The following is a 23,914-nucleotide window of genomic DNA, read 5'->3' on the forward strand; positions in this document are numbered from 1 at the left end:
TGACAATGACTAGCGCTTTTTATCGTCTACACAACTAAACGAATTAATGTTAATCAATAAAATCAAAATAGCGCTGAAAGCGATCGCCAACATAAGGCAATGGTGTTTTATTTTGGTTGTATGCATGACAAACCGCGATACACCAAAAGACAAATAAGACGACAGTCGCCAACCAACCAACAAGCGGCACAACACTAAAAACAGCGAACAGTAAAATCAACCCTAGCGATTGCCTCAGGTGAAAGCGCAGCAATGGACAACGGTTCTTACCGTAACAAAACAAGCTGATTAACCAACCAATAATCGTAAAGTAACTGAGAACAGCGAGTAACCTTGCCGTATCTGCAGCAATTTCATCAGTTGAAGACGAATAATGTGCCATATTACACTCCTTAGAGATGACAAGTTGAGGCTTATTTGCGATAAATAAGACCTAATGTTAAGTATAGTGATAGGACTCAAAATCACTAAATTCAGTTTAGTGATAACCAATGAACTATTTATGACAACTGAGATTAAAATTTTTCCCACATCAACGCGTCACAGCTTATTTCTCAGTGCTTTAGGTGCTGTTTTGTTGTTAATCTGCCTATTGCTGATTAATGCCTATTGGCAACAAGCAAAGCTAGTACTTATGTTTTTAACCTTAGCATCTGCTGTTGTACTTATTACTGGGTTAAGTAAACACATAGAGCCTAAATGTAGCTTTAATATCACGCCAGATGGTTTAACATATTTACATCGCTGTGGCCGTTGGCAACTGTCTTGGCACGCGATCAAATATATCGCGCCACTTCGTTCGACTAGGGGCGTCGAGCAACAATCGCTCCCCTATGTTGGCATTGTTTTAACGCAGCTCATCGATATCAGCACGGCTATCACGCCGCGTTTAGCCAACAAGCTATTACATGAACAAAAACCATTACTGATCCTTGCCGTTCAGCATGACTTATTAAAAGTCGAAGATATTACCTTGCGGTTTAGCCCGTATAAATCAGCAGCAGGCACTATTACGGGGCCGGTTGGTGAGTTTTTGCATCAATGCGAGAGTTTACACAAGGCATTCGGGTTTCACCTGTATATTCCGTCAACGGCACTTGATCGCAGTGTAGAAGACTTTAGCGCGCTGCTAAATCAGTGTAAAACCGCATCAAAAAATTATGGCTAGAATGGCGCTTGCTCGATAGCTTGGCGCAATGGCAAGTCATCAAAGCCCTGTCGCTTGATACTGTGAATAAATTTAAGGGTTTTGAAGGCATCAAACCAATCATTGATTTGCTTGACGAGCTGGGCTTGATTGCCTGAATAACGATTGACTTGACCAATAATAAAGTCAGTAAAGCCGATTTCGTGTAAGGCATGCTTTGAATATTTCGAAAGCGTTGAAGTGATTTGATTAAGTACTGCATTTAGGGTTTGTTCATCACCTTTACTCACTAACAGTTCGTTCATTACATCGCTTTGACTAAACCGGCCAAGTAGTAGCTGCGCCTGCCTCAGCTCAACAAAACACTGAAAATGATAATAACAATACGGTTGATTTTTTTCTTGTAGGTCAATAATTGATTTAACTGCCGGCCCCGTGCCAAAAGGAACACGCTCAGATAGCCGAGGCGTTAAGGTGATCGGTTGACCATTTAGCAACTGAACACTACCGAGTTTTGCGAGTTTGTTTAGTGTGTAAAAATCTTCACCCGCTGACTTTTTAACAAAACCGCGCACGTCTACATAGGCCAATGGCGATAAGGCCAAAATACTGCCAATCGTATAAAAAGCATAATGTGAGCCCGCATAACGCAAACCGTTAACATAATAGCGCATTGCTTGTTGATAAGCTTGAGTTGCATTTTCGATCTGCTGCTCGCTTACGGTGAGTTTGTCTTTAATAAAGCGATGTTCAAATGGATAACACAAGGCGGCATCTTCAGCGATATTAGCCTGCGCCATTTCGCTAAAGTAATCGTCAGGTAAATAAGCATCGGCATCACTTGAACCAATAAAACACGGTTTAATAATACCGGCATGTTGCAATGCGATGACCAGATCACAGCCTACTTTACGAGCTAAGCCGACGCCCTGATGATCGGGCATGGGCTGCGTAAAACAATCCACTAAAATTAACAAAGAATGGCTATTTGCGAGCGATATCACGGTGATATTTTGTTGCTCAGTGATTAACTCTCCGAGTTGACAAGCCTGATGATAGAGCGCTTGCTGACCACTTAAATCTTGTTGTGATTGCGGTTGATTAATGACCAGAACAAAGCAAGCAGACTGCTGAGCTAATGGCGCTTCTGTAAGACGCTGAATAAAGTCAGACGTTTCTTGATAGGCTGGAATAACTAGCGCGTTGGCTAAGTGGTAATCACTTAGCCGTGTTGCAAGTAACCCGACATCTTGAACAATAGGCTCGGCGTACTGTTTAAGATACTTGTCGCGTTTTTTTACTTGCTGTGCTGTGAGCATATATTGGCTTAGCAATAAATCGCGAACAAGCTAGTGAAGCGCAGCGCGATGTGGCAAGCTAGCACAAAGCTCGGCTTCAAATTCGAGAATTTCCTCTAAGCGCTGGTCTACTTCAGCTTTATCAAAATATTCGTAAGCGAGCTCAACAAATAAATTTTTGTGTTTTTCTTCGGATTTAGCGATAGCAACATAGAAGTCTTTCTCTTTGCCTGCTGGTAGCGCCTCGGCTACTAAAGCAAAACGCTCATGGCCACGCGCTTCGATAACCCCAGCGACGAGTAACCTATCTAAAAAGAAAACGTCTTTACCGTTGCGAAATAAACTGCGGATCTTTTTGATGTAGATGTCCTTTTCATCATTGGCCATGATGATATCTCTCGCCTGCATCAGCTTGAGCACTTGTTTAAAGTGGATCAACTCTTCAATCGCTAAATCGGTCATAGCGCGAACGAGTTTTTTGCGATCAGGGTAATGAGAAAGCATTGAAACCGCCATGCCTGAGGCTTTTTTTTCTGCCGCGGCATGGTCTTGAAGGAAACTTGGGAAATCGGCAAGCACCGCCTCAGTCCATGAAAACGGTGTTTGGTACTTCAATTCAAACATAGTGATTAATACTTTATGGCTAAAAATTGCTGGCTATTCTACCTAGCTTAAAAATTAGGATAAAGCGTTAATCACCGATATTTAGCTTTTTAAGGGCTTAACAATAACCTCTTGATCGTTGATACCTGAAATTACTTCTACCTGATCTTGCTCATCAACATGGCCCAATTTTACAAAGCGACGTGAAACGACACCGTCTTTTTTAACCAAGACAATATCTAATTGGCCGAGTTTACTGACATAACTCATCGGCACTTTGATCACGTTCTCTTCTTCTGTGTTTAGCAACACTGTAGCGTACATGCCAGGCTTTAACTCTATCGCCGTATTGATATTGGCTTTGATCAGAAAACTGCGAGCACCAATATTAGCCGAAGGAACAATTTCAGCAATGGTAGCAGTGGTCGTCAACTCAAGGCTTGGGATCACTATTTGTAGCGCTTCATCAATCGTTAAGCCAATGGCTAATTGCTCGCGAACATAAGCTTCAACTTGCAAGGTACTTGGGTTGTAAATCGTTAGCAATGGCGTGCCGGGTTGAGCCGTATTACCGGGCTCTGCCAAGCGCTCAATCACTACGCCATCAATTGGCGCCGTTAATTTAGCAAAAGACAAGTTAGTTTTGGCTTGATTCAAGCCCTCTTGCGCCGCCATTTCTTCAGCTTTTAACGCATCAAAGTTTGCTTGAGATTTATCTAACTCTTGGGTTGATAGCAAGTTTTGCTGATGTAACTGCTGTGCTCGTGCCAATAACTTATTCGCTTCCGACAACCGCGCAGACACAGCATTCTTTTGCTGCTCTAACTGTTTGACCCGTGCAATCAGCTCAGACTGCTCAAGGGTTACCAATAATTGGCCTCGTTCAACACGTTGCCCGGCTCTGACGTGAATTGTTGAAATCCGCGCCATTATACGCGCTGAAATAACGGTGTCTTCCATTGGGCTTATCGTCGCTGAAATGGTTTCTTGGCGAACAATTGGCATCGAGCTAACTGTCCATTTTTCGCCGCCCGATAACGAGTGTGGTGCTTTGCTCGAAGGTGCCATTTTGTCATTAAAAAAGCCAGCTAACCAAGCGATACTCACCGCTAAAAAGACAAAGGCAATAATGGGTTTAATAAAAGGAACATTTGCTAAGTTTTTCACGTTCAGCTCCTATGCTTGTGTTAACGGTTGAGGTGAGTTTGTGTTGTCTAGATTACTTTGCTCTTCTTCTGGTGTGACAAACACCAAGTAGTAAACAATAGGCACCACAATTAAGGTGAATAATGTTGAGGCAATAATGCCAAAAATGATCGCTATCGCTAGCCCACTAAACACTGGATCTAACGTGATGACAATATTGCCGAGCAATGTGGTGCCCGCGGTGAGTAATACAGGACGCATTCTCACTGCGCCAGCTTGTAGTACACTTTCTTTGATGGTTAAGCCTTCACTGCGCGCCTGAGTAATAAACTCAACTAAAATCAGAGAATTACGTACGACAATACCAGCTAAGGCAATCATGCCGATCATCGCGGTTGCGGTAAATAATACGGGCTCAGGCGCACCAGCTATTTCTCTCACACCAAATTGATTTAGTAACCAAAAGCCCGGCATAATACCGATGATAGTCAAAGGTATTGACGACATAATGATCAATGACAGCGCCATTGATTGGGTTTGAATCCGCAGAACGAAATAAATACCAACCAAAGCAAACATAAACGCTAGCCCCATATCGCGAAATACGCTGATGGTAATATCCCACTCGCCTTCACCAGAAAATACGACATTAATATGCTCAGGTACCGACCAATAATCACCACCACCTGAGGTGAAGAAGGTTCTAGCTTGCCAATCTAGGTTTGGCTCACCTTGCTTTGGCTCAAGCGCTTTATCAGCTGAAACATCGGCGATGATCTCCGGTGGTGTTCTACCAGAAATTTCAGCATTAACATAGACCACCGGCTTGAGGTTCTTGTGGAAAATAGTGCCTTGTTGAGGCAACTGGTTAAATTCACCAATTTCAGCTATTGAAACCACAGCTTGCGGGCTATCGCTAAAACCGAGTTCACTTTGCGCGGCAACAATACCTGGCCGCCCTTTAACTAAAAAGCGCTCGATATCAGATAATTGTGCTCGCTCACTTTGCGCCATTTTTAACACCAGAGGGATTTCAGCAGCTTCATCTTCCTGCTGAAAAACGCCAACAGCCATTCCTTGCGTAGCGACATTGATGGTTTGGTTGACATCTGCCGTGGCAACGCCCGATAGCGCGGCTTTAGCTTTATCGACAACAAAGCGATATTTTTCGACCGGTGCAATTTCATTGGTATCCACTTCAACCACATGGGGCTCACGACTTAAGCGCGTAGCTACTGTGCGAGCGGCAGATTGAAGCTCGTGATACTGGGTGTATTGATCGCCATAAACTTCCGCGACTAAAGTACTCAGCACAGGAGGCCCTGGCGGAACTTCAACCACTTTAATATGCGTGTCTTTTGCTTGCAGTGGCGCTAACAACTCGCGTAAACGCAGTAATATGTCATGCGAATAATGGACACGTTCAGTTTTATCGATCAAAAGTAGTCGTAAGTCGGCCTGATACGGCTGGTTGCGCATATAATACTGGCGAACCATGCCATTAAAATCGATTGGTGAGCTAATGCCAACATAGCTAGCAACACCTTTAATTTCCGGCACAGTTTTTACAATATTCATGACATCGCGCGCCATTGCTCGGGTTTGCTCGAGTGATGCACTCTCTGGCATCTCGATTAAAATTTGCAATTCGTTCTTGTTGTCAAACGGCAGCAGTTTGAGTGGCACTAGGCGCAAGGTTGGTAGCATAGCGGCAATAATAAACAAACCAAAAACCAACCACAGTGCTCGCTTGCCGTTTGCTTTATTATCGATAAAGCGGCTCATAAAGCGATAATAAGCTTGTTCAAATCGACTGGGTTGATTTGCGCTAGTATCAGCATCAGCCGCTGGTTCCGGGTTATGCTTTAACAAGGCTTGGGCAAGCCATGGCGTTATCAAAAAGGCAACGAGTGTTGATAAAATTACGCTTACCGGGACGTTAAACGCCATCGGCGCCATATAAGGTCCCATCATGCCAGTAATAAACGCCAACGGGATAAACGCTAAAATAATGGTTAACGTTGACAGTAGTAATGGGGTTTTGATCTCTTCGATTGCACCAATAATGTTGTCAAAAAGTGAACGCTGCGGATATTTCTTCATATAGCGTGAAATATTATCGACCCCAGTAATAGGATCATCGACTAATAAACCGAGTGATAAAATTAACGCGAATAAGGTGACACGATTAATGGTATAACCAAATGCGAAGTCGAAAGCTAAGGTAAAGCCGTAACAAACAGGGACAGCTAAACCGACAACCAAGGCGGCACGCCAGCCCAAAAATACGCCAATAAAAATCACCACTGTAATCACGGCAAACACTAAAGAGCTCGTTAAATTATTGACCTTTTCATTAGCCGTTTGACCATAATCGCGCAGCGTTTCGACATGTACATGATCGGGTAAAATATTATCTTTGATCTGATCGACAAGCTCATGTACCTGATTAGCGACAGTCACCGCATTTGTGCCAGGCTGTTTAGCGACTGAAATAGTGACTAACGGGTGATCTGACACGCCATCACCAAATTGTTCATGGCTCGGCGTAAAATCGATAGTGCTGTAATGGTCAGCTTCTTGCGGGCCATCAGTGATTATGGCGACATCTTGTAATTGGACGATAGCACCGTTAATCACCTTGATTGGCGTTTGTTTAATGTCCGCCAAAGAGCGAAATACATCGCCACTTTCAATAACAATCGATTGATTATTCAACCGCACGATACCGTGATCTTGCAGTTGATTAGAAACGCGCAAGCCATCGATAATTTCTTGTACTGAAATTTGGCGTGCTGCTAATTGCTCAGGATCTAAGAATATTTCGACTTGTCGACTACGGCCACCAATGACATTAACTTCACTGGTATTTTCCAATGACTTAAGAGCAATGGAAACTTCTTGCGCTAAGCGTTTGAGTTGATAGTCGTCGGTTAACTCGGGATTTTCACTCCACAAGCCAAGCATGACAATGGCAATATCATCAACTTCATTTGGACTGACCATCCAATTGCTGACCACTGACGGTATTTTGTCTTGGTTAGAGTAAAGCTTGTTATAGGTGTTAAACAGCGAAGTTTGCCGTGATTCGCCAACAAAAAAACGCAGTGTCACTATCGCCTGGTTATTACTCGTTGCGCTATAAACATGCTCAACCCCTTGAATTTGCGACAATAGCTTTTCGAGCGGCGTGGTCACTAAGCGCTCTACTTGACGAGCATCTAACCCTTGCGCCTGCACCATAACATCAATCATGGGGACAACAATTTGCGGCTCTTCTTCGCGCGGTGTGACGTTTAACGCCGCCAACCCTAATAACAAGGAAGTGATCAATAAATACAAAGGGATTTTACTATTGAGCATGGTACTCAATAGCTTTCTGACAAAGCTCGCTTTAGCCATGGCTACTCTCCCTGCCCTAGCTGACAGTAATTATCGTACAGCACGTTCATGACCTTGATCAGTTTAGGATCGGATAATCGGTAGTAAATCGTTTGCGAATCACGACGGGTGCTAACTAATTTTGCTTCGCGCAATTTAGCTAAATGTTGAGACAGCGCAGATTGAGACAAGTTAACACGCTCGTTGATCTCGCTCACAGACAATTCTTCTGATGATATCGCACACAAGATCATTAAACGATTGACGTTCGCCATTTGTTTTAAGATGCCAGCAACATGTGCTGCATTGTCAACTAAAAGGGTGGAATCAAATTTCATGTCTTACTCACTTGATTAATTTTAAATTAAGTATATTATATTTAACTAAATTAGCAAATGCTAATATTTTATTTTTAGTTAACCTGAGTACAGGTTAAGTTAATCTGTGTTTAAAAATATGAGGATTAAGCATATGACAGTCGACGAAGGTTTGCGATTAATTGCTGGGACATTTATTCTGATTTCAGTGGCATTGGCGTTTTATGTATCACCACAGTGGTTGTGGTTTATTGGGTTTATTGGCTTAAACCTGTTGCAAAGTGCGTTTACTAAATGGTGCCCAATGATGGTTATCTTAAAAAAATTAGGTTTTAAACAGGGGTAAGTCAGATGCTAAAAACAGTTGCAGATTTAGTGAAAATTGCGCGTGAAAACCTGCGTGTTATTGACGCCAAAACAGCCAAACAAGAGCTTGAAAGTAATCAAGGCTTACTTATCGATGTCAGAGAAACACCCGAATATCAAAATGCCCCCGTAAATGGCGCAATACATATTCCTCGAGGGATTTTAGAGCCAACGATGTTAGCTAAGTACGCCAACCCACAATTGCCTATTTATTTGCATTGCGCATCGGGCGCGCGCGCAACATTTGCTGGCGAACAATTACAAAAACTAGGCTATGAACACGTTAATGTTATCAGTTGTAAAAGCGATGATATTAAGGCCGCTTTTGCGAGTTAAGCTGAGCTCGGTTTAGTTATTTGATTGAACAAGAGATTAACGAATTACTCGCTAACCTCTTGTTTTTGATTCTCGTTGTTTGACTGAACGGGTGATTGCGTTGAAGATGTTTTTGCGCTTTCTGCAAGTTGATGTAAATTCTCGTGTATTTTAAATAGCACAATCATTAACTCACACCAAATTCTTCCGCCAATAGCCCCTGCTAATGCAATGCCCAAACCAGAAAAAACATTACCGTGCATGCGAGTCATCTCGCTAATCCCTGATACAAGTGACACGAGCAATATCAACCAATAAACCGCAGTAATAATTTTGGGTGTTAGCATAGTGTCAAAAAAGAAAATCGATTTCATTGTTTATACCTTGTTGTCTGTCATTAATATTAAGTTTTCACTATATTCAACGCCTTCGGAATTCAACGCCTTCGGAGTGTTACTTAACTTGCCATAATTAAAAACTACGGCCAATCTCGAACTTGTAGACTGACATATCACTCGTTTTCGCGTGGTCTAAATCCACCCAAATTTGACTGTAACTCGCACGTATAAAGGTTGTATTGTCGAGATTATAACGAGCACCAACACTTGCACTATAGCTAAACTCACTTTTGCTATAGGTAGCACTAAATCCTTCACAAATATAACCAAACCATGGATCCCACCAACAAATATTAATTGGCGGCCCAGAAATAATATTTGAATCAATGTAGCTAAATCCTGCGCCACCTTGCAGATAAAATGAAAAGTTTTCCGGGCTAAAATAGTAAGTACCATGAAGCTGGGCATGCGTAATACTCGCCGTGTGATCGACGGTATCGACAACCTCGCCTTCGTCATCGACTAAGTTTGACAGATAGTCTTGCCGACCCGTTAACCAATCAAACTCAACAGCAAATTGGCTACTGTAGTTATAAATAATATTAAAGCCAATACTGTAATCGCTATCGAAATCAACTGACGAGCCTTGCTGACCATCTATCGTAAAGCTGTCGTTAAAGCCGATGATGAAACTTGCTTCCGTTGTTTGCTCTCGCTGTTTAGCCTGACCTTGCGTGGCAACGAGTATTAATGAGACAGAACTCATTACAGTGATAAGTTTTAAGATAGCTTTCATGCTCCCCCCTTAATTCACTTGGTATTAGTTTAAGTACAAGGCGAAAAAAAAGCTAACGCGATAGGTTAGCTTTTCTCTTTAACAACCAAATGATATTGGTTTAGCGTTTAACCGCTTCTTTTACTTGCGTTTCAACAACCGCTTGAATACGACGATTGGTTTGATGTGCTTGTGATGTATCACTTGTATCAAGTAAACGCTCTTCACCATAACCGACAGCAGTTAAGCGCGCTGGATCAATGCCAAACTCGTTAACTAACTTAGCAACTACTGCGTCAGCGCGCTTTTGCGATAACTTTTTGTTGTATGCAGCAGCACCTTGCGAAGACGTATGACCTTCGATCACTAGGTTTACATGTGGGTATGTTTTTAAGAACTGTGCTGCGCGTTCAATCTCTGGCAAATACTCATCTTTAACAACCGCTTTGTTGTTATCAAAATTCACCATTAATTCCATTTTCGCTGTTTTCTCGGTGAAAATAGTACAACCTTCAGCGTCAACTTTATCTGTCATTGGGGTATTTGCACATAAATCTAGTGAGTCAACAACACCGTCGTTATCACTGTCTTTTACTTCAGGTTTTGGTGCAACCGCTGCTGCCGCTACTGGCGCAGCTTCTTGCACAGGCGCTGCTGATTTAGCAGGCTTTTTACTCTCGACACCAAAGAAGTAAATTAAACCTAGCTTGGCACTTACATCCTTCATGTTGGCGTCAAACTGGTAATGACCTGAGCCCTCAACGTAACCGGCAAAGCGCTCGCTAAAGTAATGACGGTAACCAGCACCTAAATTTACTGATAAATCTTCGCTTTCTAAATCGATAATATCGAAACCACCTTTACCGTAAAAGCTTTGTGCATTTGGAAAGTAAAGCATGTCAAACGACGTTAATGAGCCGTTGTCGGCATCAAATGCATCTGACTTAGTGCCAACATCACTAAAATTTGTATAAGCAATACGACCTTCCCATTTAGGCGTAAAGCGATAACCTAATTCCAAACCCAAGCCAACCGCTTCATCTAAGGTTGAGTTGATATCTGGAGTTGCTTTTCGATCGTCGTCAGCTTTTAAATAACCACCGTGTAAACCACCGTAATAATGACCCACTAGATCATCGGCATTTGGTGTGTTTTCAGCATATACATTGGCAGTAAAAGCTGCTGCTACAATAAGCGCAGCACTACTTTTAACAAACTTTTGATTTTTCATTTTTCATTTCCCTGTGTATAGTTTTGCTCATATTGTACAAGATATTGTTACAAATACACATTTTATTAACACGAATATTACACTTTTATATTTGTTAACTTTTTATTAACATTACAACTAAATTCATACATGCAGGTACCTCAAAGGATGAAAATGGACAAGATAAAAATAAGCGGGATTTCACTAGCCGTTGCGCTAGCACTGGGTTTAACAGGCTGTAACAGCACCAATAACCAAACAGCAGCAACGCCAACTGCCGTTGAGCAACAAGTTCAGCATGAACTGACCTTTGTTCGAAACGTTGAAGGCATCAATGAATACACCATGAGCAACGGCCTAAAAGTGTTGCTTTTTAAAGACGATGCGCAACCCAAAACCTTAGTTAACATTACTTACCGCGTAGGCTCGGTACATGAAAACTATGGCGAAACAGGTATGGCCCATTTGCTTGAACACATGCTATTTAAAGGCTCAACTAACTATCAAGAAATTGACAAAGAGTTTACCAAGCGCGGTATGGCGACAAATGCGACAACTTGGCTAGATCGCACTAACTATTTTGAAGTGTTTGAGTCAAACGAAGAAAACTTAGCTTGGTCTATTGGCATGGAAGCGGATCGCATGATCAATGCAACCTTCACGGAAGATGAGCTAAAAAGTGAAATGACGGTTGTTCGCAACGAAATGGAGCGCGGTGAAAACAACCCTATTCGCATTCTTATTTCTCGTATGTCATCAATGGCTCACTTATGGCACAACTATGGTAACTCAACCATTGGCGCACGCTCAGACGTAGAAAATTTCCCATTTTCAAAACTTCGCGCATTTTATAATAAACACTATCGCCCAGATAATGCGGTTTTAACCATTGCCGGTCGCTTCGACGAAGAAAAAACCATTGCGTTAATCAATCAGCACTTTGGTAAAATTAAACAGCCAGAAACACCGGTAGAAGCGCTATACACGCAAGAGCCGACTCAAGATGGTGAACGTGTAGTCAACCTTCGCCGTACAGGTGATTTACCGTATATTGGCTTAATGTATCACGCCCCTTCTGGCTTGCATCAAGATGCAGCCGCACTTGAAGTGTTGATGGAAATTTTGTCTGACGACAAACGTGGCCGCTTACAAAAACAACTCGTTGAAACAGGTATTTCAAGCAGTGCCTTTGCTTTCTCTTTTATGCTCAAAGACAGCTCACAAATGATCTTTTTAGCCCAAGGGGAAAAAGGCGAAGACACCACCGAACTGGAGCAATCACTATTAAAGATTGCTGAAAATATTGAAGAGCAACCGATCACTGAAGCAGAATTAAAAGCGGCAAAAGCTAAATTTGCTAAGCAAGCAGAGCAAGCCATGCGCAATGTTACGGGTATTGGCATGAATTTATCTGAATACATCGCTAAAGGTGATTACCGCCACGCCTTCTACTTTAGAGACCAAGTCGCCGAAGTGAAATTAGAAGATGTGCAACGCGTTGCTGAAACTTACTTGATTTCAAGTAACCGTACACTTGGTCGCTTTATTCCAACCGACAACCCTGAGCGCGCTGAAATCCCAGAAGCACCAGATATGGATGAATTATTAAAGGATTATAAAGGCAAAGCGCAAATTGTTGCCGGTGAAAACTACGACAACACGGTGGCAAACATTAAAGCACGTTTAGTAGAGAAAACATGGCCGCAAGGTACAGAGTTTATGTTCTATCCTAAGCAATTGCGCGGCGATGAAGTATTAATAAAAATGGAATTCCCTACGGGTACACCAGAAACTTTGCACGGAAAAGCAGCAGAAATTGAAGTGCTTGCTCAAATGTTGCAACTTGGCACAACAACCATGGACAAGGCCGAGATTGCCGGCAAATTAGATGAGCTCAAATCATCAGTGCGTTTTTCAGCGTCGAGTTCAGGTTTAGGTGTAAATATCAAAACCGATAAAAACAATATGAATGCGACACTCGACTTGGTTAAAGAAATGCTTACCAATTCAACATTTTCGCAAACTGAGCTTGATATATTAAAGCCAACCTTGATCGCCGGTTATGAGTCTGAGCGCAAAGATCCGTCGTCAATTGCGAATAACAGCTTTAGAGCAACACTCAATAGCTACCCTAAAGGTCACCCACGTGCTCATCGCTCTATTGACGAAAGTATTGAGCAATTGCAAGCCTTGACTAGTGACAGCATTAAATCAGTATTTACTCAACACATGAATATTTCGAACGGTTATATTGCTGCTGTCGGTAATGTTGATGGCAAAGCACTTGAGGCAAAACTGCAAGACACGGTTGGCCACTTAGTGACTGACACCCCATATGAATACATGCCAGCTGCATACAAAGATGTGCATGGTTTAACGGTTAGTCACAACACACCAGACAAAGCTAATGCCCAACTTTACGTGATCAATCCAACCCAATTAACAACCCAAGACGAAGATTACCTAGCTACACAAATTGCCGCGGAAATCTTTGGCGGCAGTACCTTTACCTCTCGCTTAGGTAAACGTATTCGCGTAACTGAAGGCTATAGTTATTCAGTTGGTGGTAACATCAGCGTAAGTGATCGCAATGAGCCAGGTATTGTTTGGGGTTACGCAATATCAGCACCTGAAAACATGGACAATGTGATTGCCGCATACAAAGAAGAAATTGCCAAAGTTGTTAAAGATGGCTTTACCGAAGAAGAGTTTGAAACCGCAAAATCAAACTTTATTAATTCGCGTAAACGCCGTTGGGCAAGTGATAGTGCGATTTTAAGTATGTTGATCGATAACAAAGAAATTGATCGCGATATCGCCTACTACCCGATGCTTGATGAGAAGCTTAACACGCTTACCCTAGAAGATGTTAAAGCAGCCTTTATTAAGTACATGGCAACTAATGAAATTAACGTATTTAAAGCCGGTGATTTCGAAAAAGTAGCTGAACAATAATCGCGCTAAACGCAGGACGAAAATACCGGCTTTTGCCGGTATTTTTTTATTCCGATTTTGATGGCGCCTGGTAAATACTCCACGACTTGGTTATCGCAGCTTTATCCCGATCAATTGGGCTCATGGTGCCCGAAGAATGACTGCCAATAACATGGGTATATATTTGCGTGGTTTTTAAATCTTTATGACCAAGTAACTCTTGCACGGTTCTTATATCCGCACCATTTTTGAGTAGCTGGGTAGCAAAAGTATGGCGAAATGTATGTGCCGTGACATGTTTAGTAATACCGCTTGTTTTAACTGCCTCTCTCAACGCTTTTGTTAGCGCGGTCCAATGCAGATGGTGCCGACAAAAGTAGCCATCGCTTGGATGCTTAGAACGATTTCTTGAAGGAAAAACATACTGCCATTTAAAATCAGTTATTGCATATGGGTACTTTCTTGCAAGCCCACTAGGTAAGCTTGTTTTGCCCTCTCCTTCTGCAAGATCCTTTTGGTGAATTTGACTGACACGGACAATTTGATCTTTTAATTCAGGGACAAGTGATTGCGGTAACATCGTCACCCTATCCTTTTTCCCCTTGCCTCGAAAAACAAAAATTGATTGGTTTTCAAAATCAATATCTTTCACTCTTAGGCGAAGTAATTCAGCTTTGCGAAGGCCTGCACCATATAACATCGAAAACATGAGTTTATATGGCGGGTTAAGTAGCTCGATTAAACACAACGCTTCTTGGTTTGACAGCACAACAGGCACTCGTGTTGGCGCTTTTGCCCGAACCGTACCTTCGAGTAACGTGAGTTTGCGATCAAACATATGCTTATACATAAAAACAATCGCACAAAGCGCTAAATTTTGTGTTGACGAAGTAACGCCCCGATTCACCGCTAAATAAGACAAAAAATTACTGACTTCCTGCTCAGCCATATCAGCAGGATGACGCTTATTGTTATAAAGAATAAAGCGTTTGATCCAAGTTAAATAAGCTTTCTCTGTTTGAATACTGTAATGCTTTGTTCGCAACACCTGGCGAACACTTTCTAAGAACGGCGACTGGCCCATAACATCAAATCCATATGACTGTATATACAAACAGTATTATTACTAATTTAACTTTTAGCAAATTTTATTTGTTAAATAATTACGCTGAATTCTCAGTAATATCCTTAAGCAACCAACCTCCAAACATTAACGTATTAATTTAATTGATTTTTATCAGAAGATTACAGACCAGAATTACTGAGAATTCTCAGTAATATCCCACCTCCGAGTAAAATCGACTGCAAACACAATGATAAGTTGTTGAATTAACGGTAGGTTCTGGTAGTTTAGAAAGGAAAGAAGTAGACGGACATTACTAAGACGTCTACATAATATACTGTTAGGTGTTTATCAGGGGCAGATGAAAAAATTAATATTGGTTTTCTTACTCTTAAGCTTTAATGCTTTTTCTATCGTTCCAAATGCAAAGTATTTCGAGGGTGAAGAGGCACGCATTTTAACTTTGAAAGCTCAATTAAATAATTTATCCCAATCTGAAGAAACTCCAGAGTTATTGAAATTAAAATCAAATATAAAAAGTGAAATTGAATTAATCGAAGAACGATTGGCGTTATATAAAAAACTAGAAGCAGAACATTTGATTATGTACGCTAATCCAAATGGTGTAGATGTAAAAACACCTAACAAGAGAATAAATAGTGATTCACAGTAGTTTGTCATTTTTAGTTGCAAACAGCGCAATAAAATTGCCAAACTAAGCTCACACATTATTCAGGCGTTATATGCACTTGAGATTTATTCTGCCAAAAGGAATTAAATGAAACTTTATCCATATTCGAAAATTGAAACATCTAACTTAAAGTCTTTATTACTTGCCGCAAGACTGTTAGGAATGTTCAGCTATATCTTAATTGTAATTGCAATAGTCATTACAATCGCGGGATTCTCAACCGCTTTTTTTCAACCCTTTGACTTGGGTAGAGGTATGACAGCGACAATGTCTAACTTAGCAGGAGGCTCTATTGTTATCGGCTTGTGGCTTATAGTCCCTTCATTGTTTTTATTAGCGTTTAGTGGAATATGCGCGGCAATTGTATCGTGTGAAAATAAATTTACTTCAAAAGTTAGTTAACTATGCATATAACAAGAGAATAAATAGTGATTCACAGTAGTTTGTCATTTTTAGTTGCAAACAACGCAATAAAATTGCCAAACTAGGCTCACACATTATTCAGGCGTTAGGTGAACTAAGGAAGGTTTAGATGAAATCTCAAGTATTAAAGTTAATATCAATTTTGCCAATCGTAATTGTAACTAGTGCGAATGCAAATCACGCTGATGTAAAGCTCACTCATATCACCCCTGAAAAGTCAGACGCTCGTTGGATTAGAACTAAACAATTCACACCTCGATACCCTGTCGAGCTAGCAATGAAAGGTATTACAGGCTGCGGTGTATTTAAAGTTACTGTAGATGAAAACGGTAAAACAGATAATGTTGAATTAGTTAGTTCAATACCAAAGAAAGTCATTTATAAACCAGCAAAAAAGGTTATAAAAAGTTGGGCGTGGAAAAATATTTCTGGTGAGCCTAACCTAGTTGAAGAAAAACTTATTCGCTTAGACTTTTGTATGGGCGGTAAAACAGAAGCTGAAGCAAAAGCTAGGTGTGCTGAGCAAGCTAAATTAGAGTGTAGTGCGTAAGTTCACCTAACAAAGTACTCAAAAGGACGCAAAATGCTTGGCTTGCGCTCCTTCGTAGCGATTTTAGCCAAGTATTTTCCGCCTCTTAGTAAGGCGTTAGCTGTTTCATGAACAAAGCGAAATATTTAGGCCTAGTTTTTTTATTACCAGTAATCCTGTATCCGCTGAAAATAGATCACTTTCAAGATATTTGGATTTGGTATTACCTTCCTTTTGCGTTTTGTTATTCCGTTTATGTTTGGTTTAAACCCACTGAAAATATTTCGAAATACATAATTTTTACACCGATAGCATTTTTAATTTTCTTTATTTCTGGCTTTACAATTCAAATAGCAATTTCAGAAGGTGTAAATTCAGCGTTGGAGTTTTTACCAATAATGCTTATTTTCGCAATACCGTTCAGCTTTGTTACTGGGCTTATTTATGTTTTACTAGCCTTATTAATTCTTAAAGCATTTGAGTCTTTAGGTTACGGTTTAAAAAACAGCTAACAAGAGAATAAATAGTGATTCACAGTAGTTTGTCACTTTTAGTTGCAAACAACGCAATAAAATTGCCAAACTAGGCTCACACATTATTCAGGCGTTATATACCAATAGTTGCATTTAACCAAGGAAGAAGAAAATGAAGAAATTGACTATGTTAACAGGCATAATTACTCTATCAATTACAGCGGCCAGTGCTATGGCTGATTCATCAACAAAGTCGGTTTATGAGTGCAAACCCAACGGCTGTGTACTAGAGATACTATCTCTGGATAGAAAAGTTATAGTGCATCAAAATGACATTTCTTCAATCACCATTAATCACATTACAGATTCAGCCGTAGAAGTTACGTACATTCAAAACAAGCAGGTTAAGTATGTAACAACAAGCCTTTTAAGCTCTAATATTCATGTTAGTAATGGTCAGAAACTTGGTATATAACAAGAGAATAAATAGTGATTCACAGTAGTTTGTCACTTTTAGTTGCAAACAACGCAATAAAATTGCCAAACTAAGCTCACACATTATTCAGGCGTTAGTTTGCAATGGATAAGCTGTAACTTATAAATTTAAGGAAATTCAAATGTTTGTTCTTTTATGGGTATTATTTACTTTATTGATTATCGTTTGGGCTAAAAGGTGGAATCACTCAGTTATTTTATGGGGGATAACCTCTCTAATTATTAGCCCTTTAATAACGGGGGTTATTCTTTTAATCGTAGGTTCAGCCCACCCAAAGTGCCCTTCATGCAAAGAGGTTGTTAAATCTGGCTCTCGTATTTGTAAGCACTGTGGTCAAAAGTTTAAAGAAAGCACGACTTAAAATTGCAAACTAACAAGAGAATAAATAGTGATTCACAGTAGTTTGTCACTTTTAGTTGCAAACAGCGCAATAAAATTGCCAAACTAAGTTCACACATTATTCAGGCGTTATATACCAATAGTTGCATTTAACCAAGGAAGAAGAAAATGAAGAAATTGACTATGTTAACAGGCATAATTACTCTATCAATTACAGCGGCCAGTGCTATGGCTGATTCATCAACAAAGTCGGTTTATGAGTGCAAACCCAACGGCTGTGTACTAGAGATACTATCTCTGGATAGAAAAGTTATAGTGCATCAAAATGACATTTCTTCAATCACCATTAATCACATTACAGATTCAGCCGTAGAAGTTACGTACATTCAAAACAAGCAGGTTAAGTATGTAACAACAAGCCTTTTAAGCTCTAATATTCATGTTAGTAATGGTCAGAAACTTGGTATATAACAAGAGAATAAATAGTGATTCACAGTAGTTTGTCACTTTTAGTTGCAAACAACGCAATAAAATTGCCAAACTAAGCTCACACATTATTCAGGCGTTAGCTGTTTCATGAACAAAGCGAAATATTTAGGCCTAGTTTTTTTATTACCAGTAATCCTGTATCCGCTGAAAATAGATCACTTTCAAGATATTTGGATTTGGTATTACCTTCCTTTTGCGTTTTGTTATTCCGTTTATGTTTGGTTTAAACCCACTGAAAATATTTCGAAATACATAATTTTTACACCGATAGCATTTTTAATTTTCTTTATTTCTGGCTTTACAATTCAAATAGCAATTTCAGAAGGTGTAAATTCAGCGTTGGAGTTTTTACCAATAATGCTTATTTTCGCAATACCGTTCAGCTTTGTTACTGGGCTTATTTATGTTTTACTAGCCTTATTAATTCTTAAAGCATTTGAGTCTTTAGGTTACGGTTTAAAAAACAGCTAACAAGAGAATAAATAGTGATTCACAGTAGTTTGTCACTTTTAGTTGCAAACAACGCAATAAAATTGCCAAACTAGGCTCACACATTATTCAGGCGTTAGGTACTTATCGAAGTTATGAGTTTTAAACGAGTGCGATGGGAACAAGGAAGCGTTTATGCAATTCCTCTGAAAGACGGAAGTTTCGGTGTTTGCCAAGCCATCGACTTAATGATGCCCAATGTTGTGTATATCGCAGTATTTTCCTATCGGTTCAAAGAGCTTCCTGAAACTATTCCGCCTTTAAGTAGAAATGACGTTTTGTCTCTCGGCGCAACATGGAAGCAAGAATTAAATAACGGAACATGGGCATCATTAGGCAAACGCGAACCTGTTGTACTTAAATCAGACTTCCCTAATGAAGAATTTGCAGAAGACGGCTATATTGGTGCAGTTACATCGGATGCAGGCTTATTTTCGAATTTCTTAGCAGCATGTTTTGGTTTAACTCCGTGGAATACCATGTTCGATCCTGAATATTGGGATGAATACTTAAATTCAGGAAATTCTCGCCCGAGTTCAGTTAAAATCTTGAGTGAAGAAGCACGTAATAAATATCGTAGCGAAGAATTGGGTATAAAAAGTACCTAACAAGCGCATAAAGTGATTGGGACTGCTAACGCTTGGCTCGGTTCCGCTTCGCTGCACAAGTTTAGCCAAGCATTATCAGCCCCTTATTGGGGCGTTAGGTGCACAAGGAGCCTCGTCAAATGGAATCAGACTTATCTTTCGCAATATTCTTAGCTTGGTTACCCGCTCTTCTAGTATTTTTAATTTGGTTAACACCGTTAGTTTTGATTGGTCGTTCAGATAAAGTAGTTCCAAAGGAGAAAGCAGCTTGGATTGTTGCTACTATTTTTATTAGCTGGTTTTCATGGATTCTGTTCATGCTTCTAGCTCCAATCAAAGATAAAGAATAGAGTTCACCTAACAAGAGAATAAATAGTGATTCACAGTAGTTTGTCACTTTTAGTTGCAAACAACGCAATAAAATTGCCAAACTAGGCTCACACATTATTCAGGCGTTAGGTGTTTCATGAAGCTTTGGTCAATTATTTTACTTGCAGGCTCTTTACTTTCTAATTCTTCTATTGCCGCAGAATGCCCTGTGGAAAGCGATACAGAGCATATGTATTCCATCTTTTTTCGTACCGCTTATAAGCCAAATCCTGAAGAGCCGGGAACATATATCTATCAAATTCCAGATAAAACCAAAGGTAACATTGCTTGGGCCTGTCTGGAAAAAGCGGCAAGCTTAAATAGTTGTCCAGCAATTCGATCAATGGAAATGTATTATAAACACGGCGTAGGGCTCAAAACTTTTGGAATTGCAGCTAACCCTAAAAAAGCTGAATTTTACGCTAATAAGCGGATAAAGTACTGTAATAACAACACCTAACAAGCCAATAAAGCATGGGACTGCTAAAGCTTGGCTCGGTTCCGCTTCGCTTCACAATTATAGCCAAGCTTTATCAGCCTCTTATTAGGGGCGTTATGTGTCTAGGAGATTATGGAGTGATCATCAAGTTTAATGTGTTTGGTAAGCCTATGTCTGTTCTTAAAAAGGAGCATGAATGGCAGTTGTTTAATGAATCAGATACAGGTATTCGCTCTAGAGTTTATGACGTAGTAATACCATCCGATATGGACGCCTCTGAACTGGCATCTTACCTTGATGATATTTACCATGAATATTCGTCAGAAAAACACCCAAAGGTAATTAAATTAGGTTAGCGTAATAGCCACATAACAAGCAGTTAAAGGATTGGACGTCTAAAGCTTGGCTGATGTTCGTTCCTCACAAAAGTATAGCCAAGCTTTAGCCGCCCCTTAACGTGGGCGTTATATACCAATAGTTGCATTTAACCAAGGAAGAAGAAAATGAAGAAATTGACTATGTTAACAGGCATAATTACTCTATCAATTACAGCGGCCAGTGCTATGGCTGATTCATCAACAAAGTCGGTTTATGAGTGCAAACCCAACGGCTGTGTACTAGAGATACTATCTCTGGATAGAAAAGTTATAGTGCATCAAAATGACATTTCTTCAATCACCATTAATCACATTACAGATTCAGCCGTAGAAGTTACATACATTCAAAACAAGCAGGTTATGTATGTAACAACAAGCCTTTTAAGCTCTAATATTCATGTTAGTAATGGTCAGAAGCTTGGTATATAACAAGAGAATAAATAGTGATTCACCATAGTTTGTCATTTTTAGTTGCAAACAACGCAATAAAATTGCCAAACTAGGCTCACACATTATTCAGGCGTTATATTTCCATACGGATAGTGAGATGAATTCTCAAGATATTGAAAAACTAAACGAGAAGAAAGCTTTGGAAGAATCCCTCAAAGGCTTGGAAGCTTTCGATGAAGAAAGGTTAAAAAACAAGCGAACAAAGTTTCTAGCTTTGGGAGCTTTATTGTTTTTAATATCTTTCGCTACACTTATTAATCTTAATCTACCTTTTGAAGCATTTCTTGTCGGCGCGGGTATTGCTATAAGTATTGTATTTACCCACTTTGCTACCTTTGTTGGCAAAACAACTTTTTACGCTAAGTATACCAATAGCTATGTGGATATTAAGGCAATGCGTAAAAGGCTAGATGAATTGGAAATATAACAAGCCAATAAAGCATGGGACTGCTAAAGCTTGGCTCGGTTCCGCTTCGCTTCACAATTATAGCCAAGCTTTATCAGCCTCTTATTAGGGGCGTTAGGTTACTTAGAGGGTACATTCTGTGCAGAACAAGGAATCAGTTACAAACTCCGGCTCAATAATGAACGATCTTATATGGTTAGGCGTTCCAATTATCATGTTCGTTCAGAGTGGTAGCAAAGTTGCCTTAGTAATTTTAGCTTTTGCACTGCTAGCGGTAATATCTGGTCGTATCAAAGTAAAGATACCTGAGTCTGTTTGGCTAGAGAAAGTAGAAAAAGCTGCAACTTGGGCTATGTATGGTTCTTACTTATCGTGGCTGGCGAAAATAATAATACAACCGTAACCTAACAAGCAACTAAAGTGGGACTGCTAATACTTGGCTCAGTTCCGCTTGGCTCCACAAGTTTAGCCAAGTATTATCAGCCCCGTAGTGTGGGCGTTAGTTGTAATGAAAGTTTGGATGTAAATTGTTAATCAGGATGATACATATTGGATTGTGTAAGTCAGTAATGCACTGGAATGATCAATCCAAAAATGAATACTGCGCAAAAATTCTGATCGTAATCGGATTGAGTTTTTATCTCTGGTCAGTCTCAACTCTACTTCTGAGTCACTTTGAAATTCAAATTTCTATTGAATCAAATCTAAGGCTTATAGAGCCTTTTGTATATTTGTGTTTAGCCTCGCTGATAACCATTTATTCAGTGGATAATAAAGAAAAATATGAACAATCATTGGAGTTGTATAACAAACTACCTAAATTCGTGGCATATGTAATAAATGCAATGTCTGTTATTTTTGTTTTTTCAGGCTCTATAGTTCACACAAGCTTACTTTAAGGTTAAGTTACAACTAACAAGAGAATAAATGGTGATTCACAGTAGTTTGTCACTTTTAGTTGCAAACAACGCAATAAAATTGCCAAACTAAGCTCACACATTATTCAGGCGTTATGTTTTTTCGAGAGATTAGATGGGTAATTGGGATAATGCACTTATAAGAAGCATTATATTTGTTGGCCTTGGTTCGACACTTTATCTATTGGTGATGGCTTTTATTGATAACTATGAGCCACATGAGTTCATGTTAATTTTAGTTTTATACGGTCTAGGGTATTTGTTAATTTCGTTTGTTGGCTGGGTATAAATCGGCATACCAACCCACTATGTAATCTCAAAATATACAAATGCAGCTTACCTATATTACATTACCGTCATTGTTGTATTAACCCTAATCTATTGGTTCTTTGAAAATAAAGGCGACGCCTTGTTTTTTGGTTTTTTTGCAGCAGCACAAGCATTAATATTTCGATACTATGCGTATAAAAAACATAACAAGGCAGTAAATAGTGATTCACAGTAGTTTGTCACTTTTAGTTGCAAACAACGCAATAAAATTGCCAAACCAAGCTCACACATTATTCAGGCGTTATGTTTCTCAATCATTGCGTTTCATCGCAACTTTATAGACTTTTCCTTTGTCTCGCTTACCTACAGAGATTACGGTTACTGTAATTATTTCATCGTTTACTTCATAAACTAGTCGGTAACCAGCTTGTCGTAGCTTTATTTTATAGAGTTCATTGGCGCCAGATAACTTTGCACTTGGTATGTGTGGATTAACTAAAATTTCTGCTAACTTCTTTTTAAACTGAGTTTGAATAGTGGCGCCAAGTTTTTTCCACTCTTTCAGAGCTGACTTTTTAAATTCCAGTTCATAACTCATCTAGGCTAACCTTAATGCTTTCTTCATTTTTTCTGCTTTCGGCAATTTGCATTAGCTCTAAATCTTCTAAATGATCCATTAAAAATTCATACGTTTCTGCAGGTATGCAATAGAACGCTGGCTCATTTCTATTTAATATAGCGATCGGTTCGCCATTTGCGCTTAAAGCAACTTTCATGGGGTTAGCTTTTAATTCACTAATACTTGCTGCTGTTTCTGTTAAAATCCTAGTAGTCATACAAACCTCGGCACATTTAATAGGTCTTTAATTAGGTCTCATTGTAATCCTCAAAATATAACAAGGCAATTAATCGGACAAAAATCTATTGGCTGTTCTCACTTCGTTCGTTATTCTAGCCAAAAGTTTTTAGCCGTTTATTCAGGCGTTGGTTTACAAGGAAAGATTATGAATCCTCCATGGAATGGTGAGAAAGTTAATTTATTTATCCGCTTATTAGCAATTACTTTTATTGTGTGTGCTTTATTCGCGTTTAACGCACTTATCGAAAAGGGTAATCTCACAACAGTCGGCGGGGACTGGCGAGATTATATTGCTATTGCTTTTACGCCATACTGTTTTATTCTATTTTTAAAAGTTGCTATTACTGGTCATGCTCCCAAAACGTGGCTACCTTGGAAGTAATGTAAACATACAAGCAGTTAAAGGTTTGGACGCCTT

32 protein-coding genes are annotated in these 23,914 nt (G+C 39.8%); 20 read left to right on the forward strand and 12 right to left on the reverse strand.

Translation table 11 applies throughout. The features are described 5' to 3' along the window. Positions 1–49 precede the first annotated feature (49 nt). Entirely contained in the window at positions 50–382 is a 333-nt protein-coding gene (locus tag LP316_RS11610; protein ID WP_193021324.1) for a DUF4870 domain-containing protein, read from the reverse strand. Positions 383–502: 120 nt separating this feature from the next. Here LP316_RS11610 and LP316_RS11615 point away from each other — a divergent pair, with 120 nt between their 5' ends. Beyond that, on the forward strand, positions 503–1,168 hold the full coding sequence (locus tag LP316_RS11615) for a DUF2982 domain-containing protein (RefSeq protein ID WP_193021325.1): 666 nt from the start codon (positions 503–505) through the stop codon (positions 1,166–1,168). On the opposite strand, the gene LP316_RS11620 is transcribed toward LP316_RS11615, so the two are convergent. The 5 genes from LP316_RS11620 to LP316_RS11640 form a co-directional block, all read right to left on the reverse strand. Next, positions 1,165–2,466, reverse strand: coding sequence for a hypothetical protein (locus LP316_RS11620; RefSeq protein WP_193021326.1), 1,302 nt, complete (start codon positions 2,464–2,466; stop codon positions 1,165–1,167). The genes LP316_RS11615 and LP316_RS11620 overlap by 4 nt on opposite strands. Before the next feature lie 30 nt (positions 2,467–2,496). Beyond that, a complete protein-coding gene (locus LP316_RS11625) occupies positions 2,497–3,069 on the reverse strand; it encodes a tRNA-(ms[2]io[6]A)-hydroxylase (RefSeq protein WP_193021327.1) in 573 nt (190 codons plus the stop codon). A gap of 81 nt (positions 3,070–3,150) precedes the next feature. Continuing rightward, the gene (locus tag LP316_RS11630; RefSeq protein WP_193021328.1) at positions 3,151–4,215 is read right to left on the reverse strand and encodes an efflux RND transporter periplasmic adaptor subunit; all 1,065 of its coding nucleotides are present in this window, start codon (positions 4,213–4,215) and stop codon (positions 3,151–3,153) included. Positions 4,216–4,224: 9 nt separating this feature from the next. Continuing rightward, on the reverse strand, positions 4,225–7,596 hold the full coding sequence (locus tag LP316_RS11635) for an efflux RND transporter permease subunit (protein WP_193021329.1): 3,372 nt from the start codon (positions 7,594–7,596) through the stop codon (positions 4,225–4,227). A gap of 2 nt (positions 7,597–7,598) precedes the next feature. Then, the gene (locus LP316_RS11640) at positions 7,599–7,913 is read right to left on the reverse strand and encodes an ArsR/SmtB family transcription factor (RefSeq protein ID WP_193021330.1); all 315 of its coding nucleotides are present in this window, start codon (positions 7,911–7,913) and stop codon (positions 7,599–7,601) included. Between the two features lie 133 nt (positions 7,914–8,046). Between LP316_RS11640 and LP316_RS11645 the strand changes: the two genes are divergently transcribed. Continuing rightward, positions 8,047–8,238, forward strand: a complete 192-nt coding sequence (locus LP316_RS11645; RefSeq protein ID WP_193021331.1) for a DUF2892 domain-containing protein — start codon at positions 8,047–8,049, stop codon at positions 8,236–8,238. Between the two features lie 5 nt (positions 8,239–8,243). After that, positions 8,244–8,594, forward strand: coding sequence for a rhodanese-like domain-containing protein (locus tag LP316_RS11650; RefSeq protein ID WP_193021332.1), 351 nt, complete (start codon positions 8,244–8,246; stop codon positions 8,592–8,594). A 44-nt stretch (positions 8,595–8,638) separates the two neighbouring features. Here LP316_RS11650 and LP316_RS11655 read toward each other — a convergent pair whose 3' ends face one another. From LP316_RS11655 to LP316_RS11665, 3 genes are all read right to left on the reverse strand, one after another. After that, positions 8,639–8,947 (reverse strand): DUF4282 domain-containing protein, encoded by a 309-nt coding sequence (locus tag LP316_RS11655; RefSeq protein WP_193021333.1) that lies wholly within the window; start codon positions 8,945–8,947, stop codon positions 8,639–8,641. Positions 8,948–9,044: 97 nt separating this feature from the next. Next, positions 9,045–9,707 carry an outer membrane beta-barrel protein gene (locus LP316_RS11660; protein WP_193021334.1) on the reverse strand — a complete coding sequence of 221 codons (663 nt, stop codon included), beginning with the start codon at positions 9,705–9,707 and terminating at the stop codon, positions 9,045–9,047. 100 nt (positions 9,708–9,807) lie between these two features. Further along, complete coding sequence (locus LP316_RS11665; protein ID WP_193021335.1) at positions 9,808–10,917, reverse strand: OmpA family protein; 1,110 nt, start codon at positions 10,915–10,917, stop codon at positions 9,808–9,810. Positions 10,918–11,070: 153 nt separating this feature from the next. On the opposite strand from LP316_RS11665, the gene LP316_RS11670 reads away from it, so the two are divergent. Then, complete coding sequence (locus LP316_RS11670; protein WP_193021336.1) at positions 11,071–13,851, forward strand: M16 family metallopeptidase; 2,781 nt, start codon at positions 11,071–11,073, stop codon at positions 13,849–13,851. 46 nt (positions 13,852–13,897) lie between these two features. Here LP316_RS11670 and LP316_RS11675 read toward each other — a convergent pair whose 3' ends face one another. Further along, a complete protein-coding gene (locus LP316_RS11675; RefSeq protein WP_193021337.1) occupies positions 13,898–14,914 on the reverse strand; it encodes an integron integrase in 1,017 nt (338 codons plus the stop codon). Positions 14,915–15,254: 340 nt separating this feature from the next. Here LP316_RS11675 and LP316_RS11680 point away from each other — a divergent pair, with 340 nt between their 5' ends. The 15 genes from LP316_RS11680 (at position 15,255) to LP316_RS11750 (ending at position 21,853) form a co-directional block, all read left to right on the forward strand. Beyond that, positions 15,255–15,566 carry a hypothetical protein gene (locus LP316_RS11680; RefSeq protein ID WP_193021338.1) on the forward strand — a complete coding sequence of 104 codons (312 nt, stop codon included), beginning with the start codon at positions 15,255–15,257 and terminating at the stop codon, positions 15,564–15,566. Between the two features lie 105 nt (positions 15,567–15,671). After that, positions 15,672–15,986: a hypothetical protein gene (locus LP316_RS11685; RefSeq protein ID WP_193021339.1), complete on the forward strand. Its 315-nt coding sequence runs from the start codon at positions 15,672–15,674 to the stop codon at positions 15,984–15,986. Between the two features lie 130 nt (positions 15,987–16,116). After that, positions 16,117–16,557 carry an energy transducer TonB gene (locus tag LP316_RS11690; protein WP_193021340.1) on the forward strand — a complete coding sequence of 147 codons (441 nt, stop codon included), beginning with the start codon at positions 16,117–16,119 and terminating at the stop codon, positions 16,555–16,557. 107 nt (positions 16,558–16,664) lie between these two features. After that, positions 16,665–17,048 (forward strand): hypothetical protein, encoded by a 384-nt coding sequence (locus LP316_RS11695; protein ID WP_193021341.1) that lies wholly within the window; start codon positions 16,665–16,667, stop codon positions 17,046–17,048. A gap of 133 nt (positions 17,049–17,181) precedes the next feature. Beyond that, on the forward strand, positions 17,182–17,484 hold the full coding sequence (locus LP316_RS11700; protein ID WP_193021342.1) for a hypothetical protein: 303 nt from the start codon (positions 17,182–17,184) through the stop codon (positions 17,482–17,484). Between the two features lie 142 nt (positions 17,485–17,626). Further along, positions 17,627–17,866: a zinc ribbon domain-containing protein gene (locus tag LP316_RS16185; RefSeq protein ID WP_193021343.1), complete on the forward strand. Its 240-nt coding sequence runs from the start codon at positions 17,627–17,629 to the stop codon at positions 17,864–17,866. 146 nt (positions 17,867–18,012) lie between these two features. After that, positions 18,013–18,315 carry a hypothetical protein gene (locus tag LP316_RS11710; protein WP_193021342.1) on the forward strand — a complete coding sequence of 101 codons (303 nt, stop codon included), beginning with the start codon at positions 18,013–18,015 and terminating at the stop codon, positions 18,313–18,315. 105 nt (positions 18,316–18,420) lie between these two features. Beyond that, entirely contained in the window at positions 18,421–18,804 is a 384-nt protein-coding gene (locus LP316_RS11715; RefSeq protein ID WP_193021341.1) for a hypothetical protein, read from the forward strand. 113 nt (positions 18,805–18,917) lie between these two features. Further along, entirely contained in the window at positions 18,918–19,430 is a 513-nt protein-coding gene (locus tag LP316_RS11720; RefSeq protein WP_193021344.1) for an Imm26 family immunity protein, read from the forward strand. 119 nt (positions 19,431–19,549) lie between these two features. Next, complete coding sequence (locus tag LP316_RS11725; RefSeq protein ID WP_193021345.1) at positions 19,550–19,759, forward strand: hypothetical protein; 210 nt, start codon at positions 19,550–19,552, stop codon at positions 19,757–19,759. Positions 19,760–19,875: 116 nt separating this feature from the next. Next, positions 19,876–20,238 (forward strand): hypothetical protein, encoded by a 363-nt coding sequence (locus tag LP316_RS11730; RefSeq protein ID WP_193021346.1) that lies wholly within the window; start codon positions 19,876–19,878, stop codon positions 20,236–20,238. A 116-nt stretch (positions 20,239–20,354) separates the two neighbouring features. Then, entirely contained in the window at positions 20,355–20,573 is a 219-nt protein-coding gene (locus LP316_RS11735; protein ID WP_193021347.1) for a hypothetical protein, read from the forward strand. 147 nt (positions 20,574–20,720) lie between these two features. Beyond that, the gene (locus LP316_RS11740; protein WP_193021348.1) at positions 20,721–21,023 is read left to right on the forward strand and encodes a hypothetical protein; all 303 of its coding nucleotides are present in this window, start codon (positions 20,721–20,723) and stop codon (positions 21,021–21,023) included. A gap of 118 nt (positions 21,024–21,141) precedes the next feature. Then, positions 21,142–21,471 (forward strand): hypothetical protein, encoded by a 330-nt coding sequence (locus LP316_RS11745; protein ID WP_193021349.1) that lies wholly within the window; start codon positions 21,142–21,144, stop codon positions 21,469–21,471. A 193-nt stretch (positions 21,472–21,664) separates the two neighbouring features. Further along, the gene (locus LP316_RS11750) at positions 21,665–21,853 is read left to right on the forward strand and encodes a hypothetical protein (protein WP_193021350.1); all 189 of its coding nucleotides are present in this window, start codon (positions 21,665–21,667) and stop codon (positions 21,851–21,853) included. A 1,094-nt stretch (positions 21,854–22,947) separates the two neighbouring features. On the opposite strand, the gene LP316_RS11755 is transcribed toward LP316_RS11750, so the two are convergent. Both LP316_RS11755 and LP316_RS11760 read right to left on the reverse strand, forming a co-directional pair. Beyond that, a complete protein-coding gene (locus LP316_RS11755) occupies positions 22,948–23,235 on the reverse strand; it encodes a type II toxin-antitoxin system RelE family toxin (protein ID WP_193021351.1) in 288 nt (95 codons plus the stop codon). Then, on the reverse strand, positions 23,225–23,473 hold the full coding sequence (locus LP316_RS11760) for a type II toxin-antitoxin system Phd/YefM family antitoxin (protein WP_193021352.1): 249 nt from the start codon (positions 23,471–23,473) through the stop codon (positions 23,225–23,227). The genes LP316_RS11755 and LP316_RS11760 overlap by 11 nt, the downstream gene beginning before the upstream one ends. Positions 23,474–23,641: 168 nt before the next feature. Here LP316_RS11760 and LP316_RS11765 point away from each other — a divergent pair, with 168 nt between their 5' ends. Next, a complete protein-coding gene (locus LP316_RS11765) occupies positions 23,642–23,878 on the forward strand; it encodes a hypothetical protein (protein WP_193021353.1) in 237 nt (78 codons plus the stop codon). Positions 23,879–23,914 lie beyond the last annotated feature (36 nt).

It is taken from the genome of Thalassotalea sp. LPB0316 (assembly GCF_014898095.1).
In the GTDB taxonomy this organism is placed as follows: domain Bacteria; phylum Pseudomonadota; class Gammaproteobacteria; order Enterobacterales; family Alteromonadaceae; genus Thalassotalea_G.

Coding starts and splice junctions, on each gene's coding strand:
- LP316_RS11685 (WP_193021339.1), top strand. CDS start 15,672: ATGAAACTTTATCCATATTCGAAAATTGAAACATCTAACTTAAAGTCT.
- LP316_RS11665 (WP_193021335.1), bottom strand. CDS start 10,917: ATGAAAAATCAAAAGTTTGTTAAAAGTAGTGCTGCGCTTATTGTAGCA.
- LP316_RS11715 (WP_193021341.1), top strand. CDS start 18,421: ATGAACAAAGCGAAATATTTAGGCCTAGTTTTTTTATTACCAGTAATC.
- LP316_RS11720 (WP_193021344.1), top strand. CDS start 18,918: ATGAGTTTTAAACGAGTGCGATGGGAACAAGGAAGCGTTTATGCAATT.
- LP316_RS11680 (WP_193021338.1), top strand. CDS start 15,255: ATGAAAAAATTAATATTGGTTTTCTTACTCTTAAGCTTTAATGCTTTT.
- LP316_RS11740 (WP_193021348.1), top strand. CDS start 20,721: ATGAAGAAATTGACTATGTTAACAGGCATAATTACTCTATCAATTACA.
- LP316_RS11610 (WP_193021324.1), bottom strand. CDS start 382: ATGGCACATTATTCGTCTTCAACTGATGAAATTGCTGCAGATACGGCA.
- LP316_RS11725 (WP_193021345.1), top strand. CDS start 19,550: ATGGAATCAGACTTATCTTTCGCAATATTCTTAGCTTGGTTACCCGCT.
- LP316_RS11690 (WP_193021340.1), top strand. CDS start 16,117: ATGAAATCTCAAGTATTAAAGTTAATATCAATTTTGCCAATCGTAATT.
- LP316_RS11675 (WP_193021337.1), bottom strand. CDS start 14,914: ATGGGCCAGTCGCCGTTCTTAGAAAGTGTTCGCCAGGTGTTGCGAACA.
- LP316_RS11635 (WP_193021329.1), bottom strand. CDS start 7,596: ATGGCTAAAGCGAGCTTTGTCAGAAAGCTATTGAGTACCATGCTCAAT.
- LP316_RS11755 (WP_193021351.1), bottom strand. CDS start 23,235: ATGAGTTATGAACTGGAATTTAAAAAGTCAGCTCTGAAAGAGTGGAAA.
- LP316_RS11765 (WP_193021353.1), top strand. CDS start 23,642: ATGAATCCTCCATGGAATGGTGAGAAAGTTAATTTATTTATCCGCTTA.
- LP316_RS11620 (WP_193021326.1), bottom strand. CDS start 2,466: ATGCTCACAGCACAGCAAGTAAAAAAACGCGACAAGTATCTTAAACAG.
- LP316_RS16185 (WP_193021343.1), top strand. CDS start 17,627: ATGTTTGTTCTTTTATGGGTATTATTTACTTTATTGATTATCGTTTGG.
- LP316_RS11660 (WP_193021334.1), bottom strand. CDS start 9,707: ATGAAAGCTATCTTAAAACTTATCACTGTAATGAGTTCTGTCTCATTA.
- LP316_RS11695 (WP_193021341.1), top strand. CDS start 16,665: ATGAACAAAGCGAAATATTTAGGCCTAGTTTTTTTATTACCAGTAATC.
- LP316_RS11700 (WP_193021342.1), top strand. CDS start 17,182: ATGAAGAAATTGACTATGTTAACAGGCATAATTACTCTATCAATTACA.
- LP316_RS11710 (WP_193021342.1), top strand. CDS start 18,013: ATGAAGAAATTGACTATGTTAACAGGCATAATTACTCTATCAATTACA.
- LP316_RS11730 (WP_193021346.1), top strand. CDS start 19,876: ATGAAGCTTTGGTCAATTATTTTACTTGCAGGCTCTTTACTTTCTAAT.
- LP316_RS11640 (WP_193021330.1), bottom strand. CDS start 7,913: ATGAAATTTGATTCCACCCTTTTAGTTGACAATGCAGCACATGTTGCT.
- LP316_RS11655 (WP_193021333.1), bottom strand. CDS start 8,947: ATGAAATCGATTTTCTTTTTTGACACTATGCTAACACCCAAAATTATT.
- LP316_RS11645 (WP_193021331.1), top strand. CDS start 8,047: ATGACAGTCGACGAAGGTTTGCGATTAATTGCTGGGACATTTATTCTG.
- LP316_RS11760 (WP_193021352.1), bottom strand. CDS start 23,473: ATGACTACTAGGATTTTAACAGAAACAGCAGCAAGTATTAGTGAATTA.
- LP316_RS11670 (WP_193021336.1), top strand. CDS start 11,071: ATGGACAAGATAAAAATAAGCGGGATTTCACTAGCCGTTGCGCTAGCA.
- LP316_RS11650 (WP_193021332.1), top strand. CDS start 8,244: ATGCTAAAAACAGTTGCAGATTTAGTGAAAATTGCGCGTGAAAACCTG.
- LP316_RS11745 (WP_193021349.1), top strand. CDS start 21,142: ATGAATTCTCAAGATATTGAAAAACTAAACGAGAAGAAAGCTTTGGAA.
- LP316_RS11625 (WP_193021327.1), bottom strand. CDS start 3,069: ATGTTTGAATTGAAGTACCAAACACCGTTTTCATGGACTGAGGCGGTG.
- LP316_RS11750 (WP_193021350.1), top strand. CDS start 21,665: ATGTTCGTTCAGAGTGGTAGCAAAGTTGCCTTAGTAATTTTAGCTTTT.
- LP316_RS11615 (WP_193021325.1), top strand. CDS start 503: ATGACAACTGAGATTAAAATTTTTCCCACATCAACGCGTCACAGCTTA.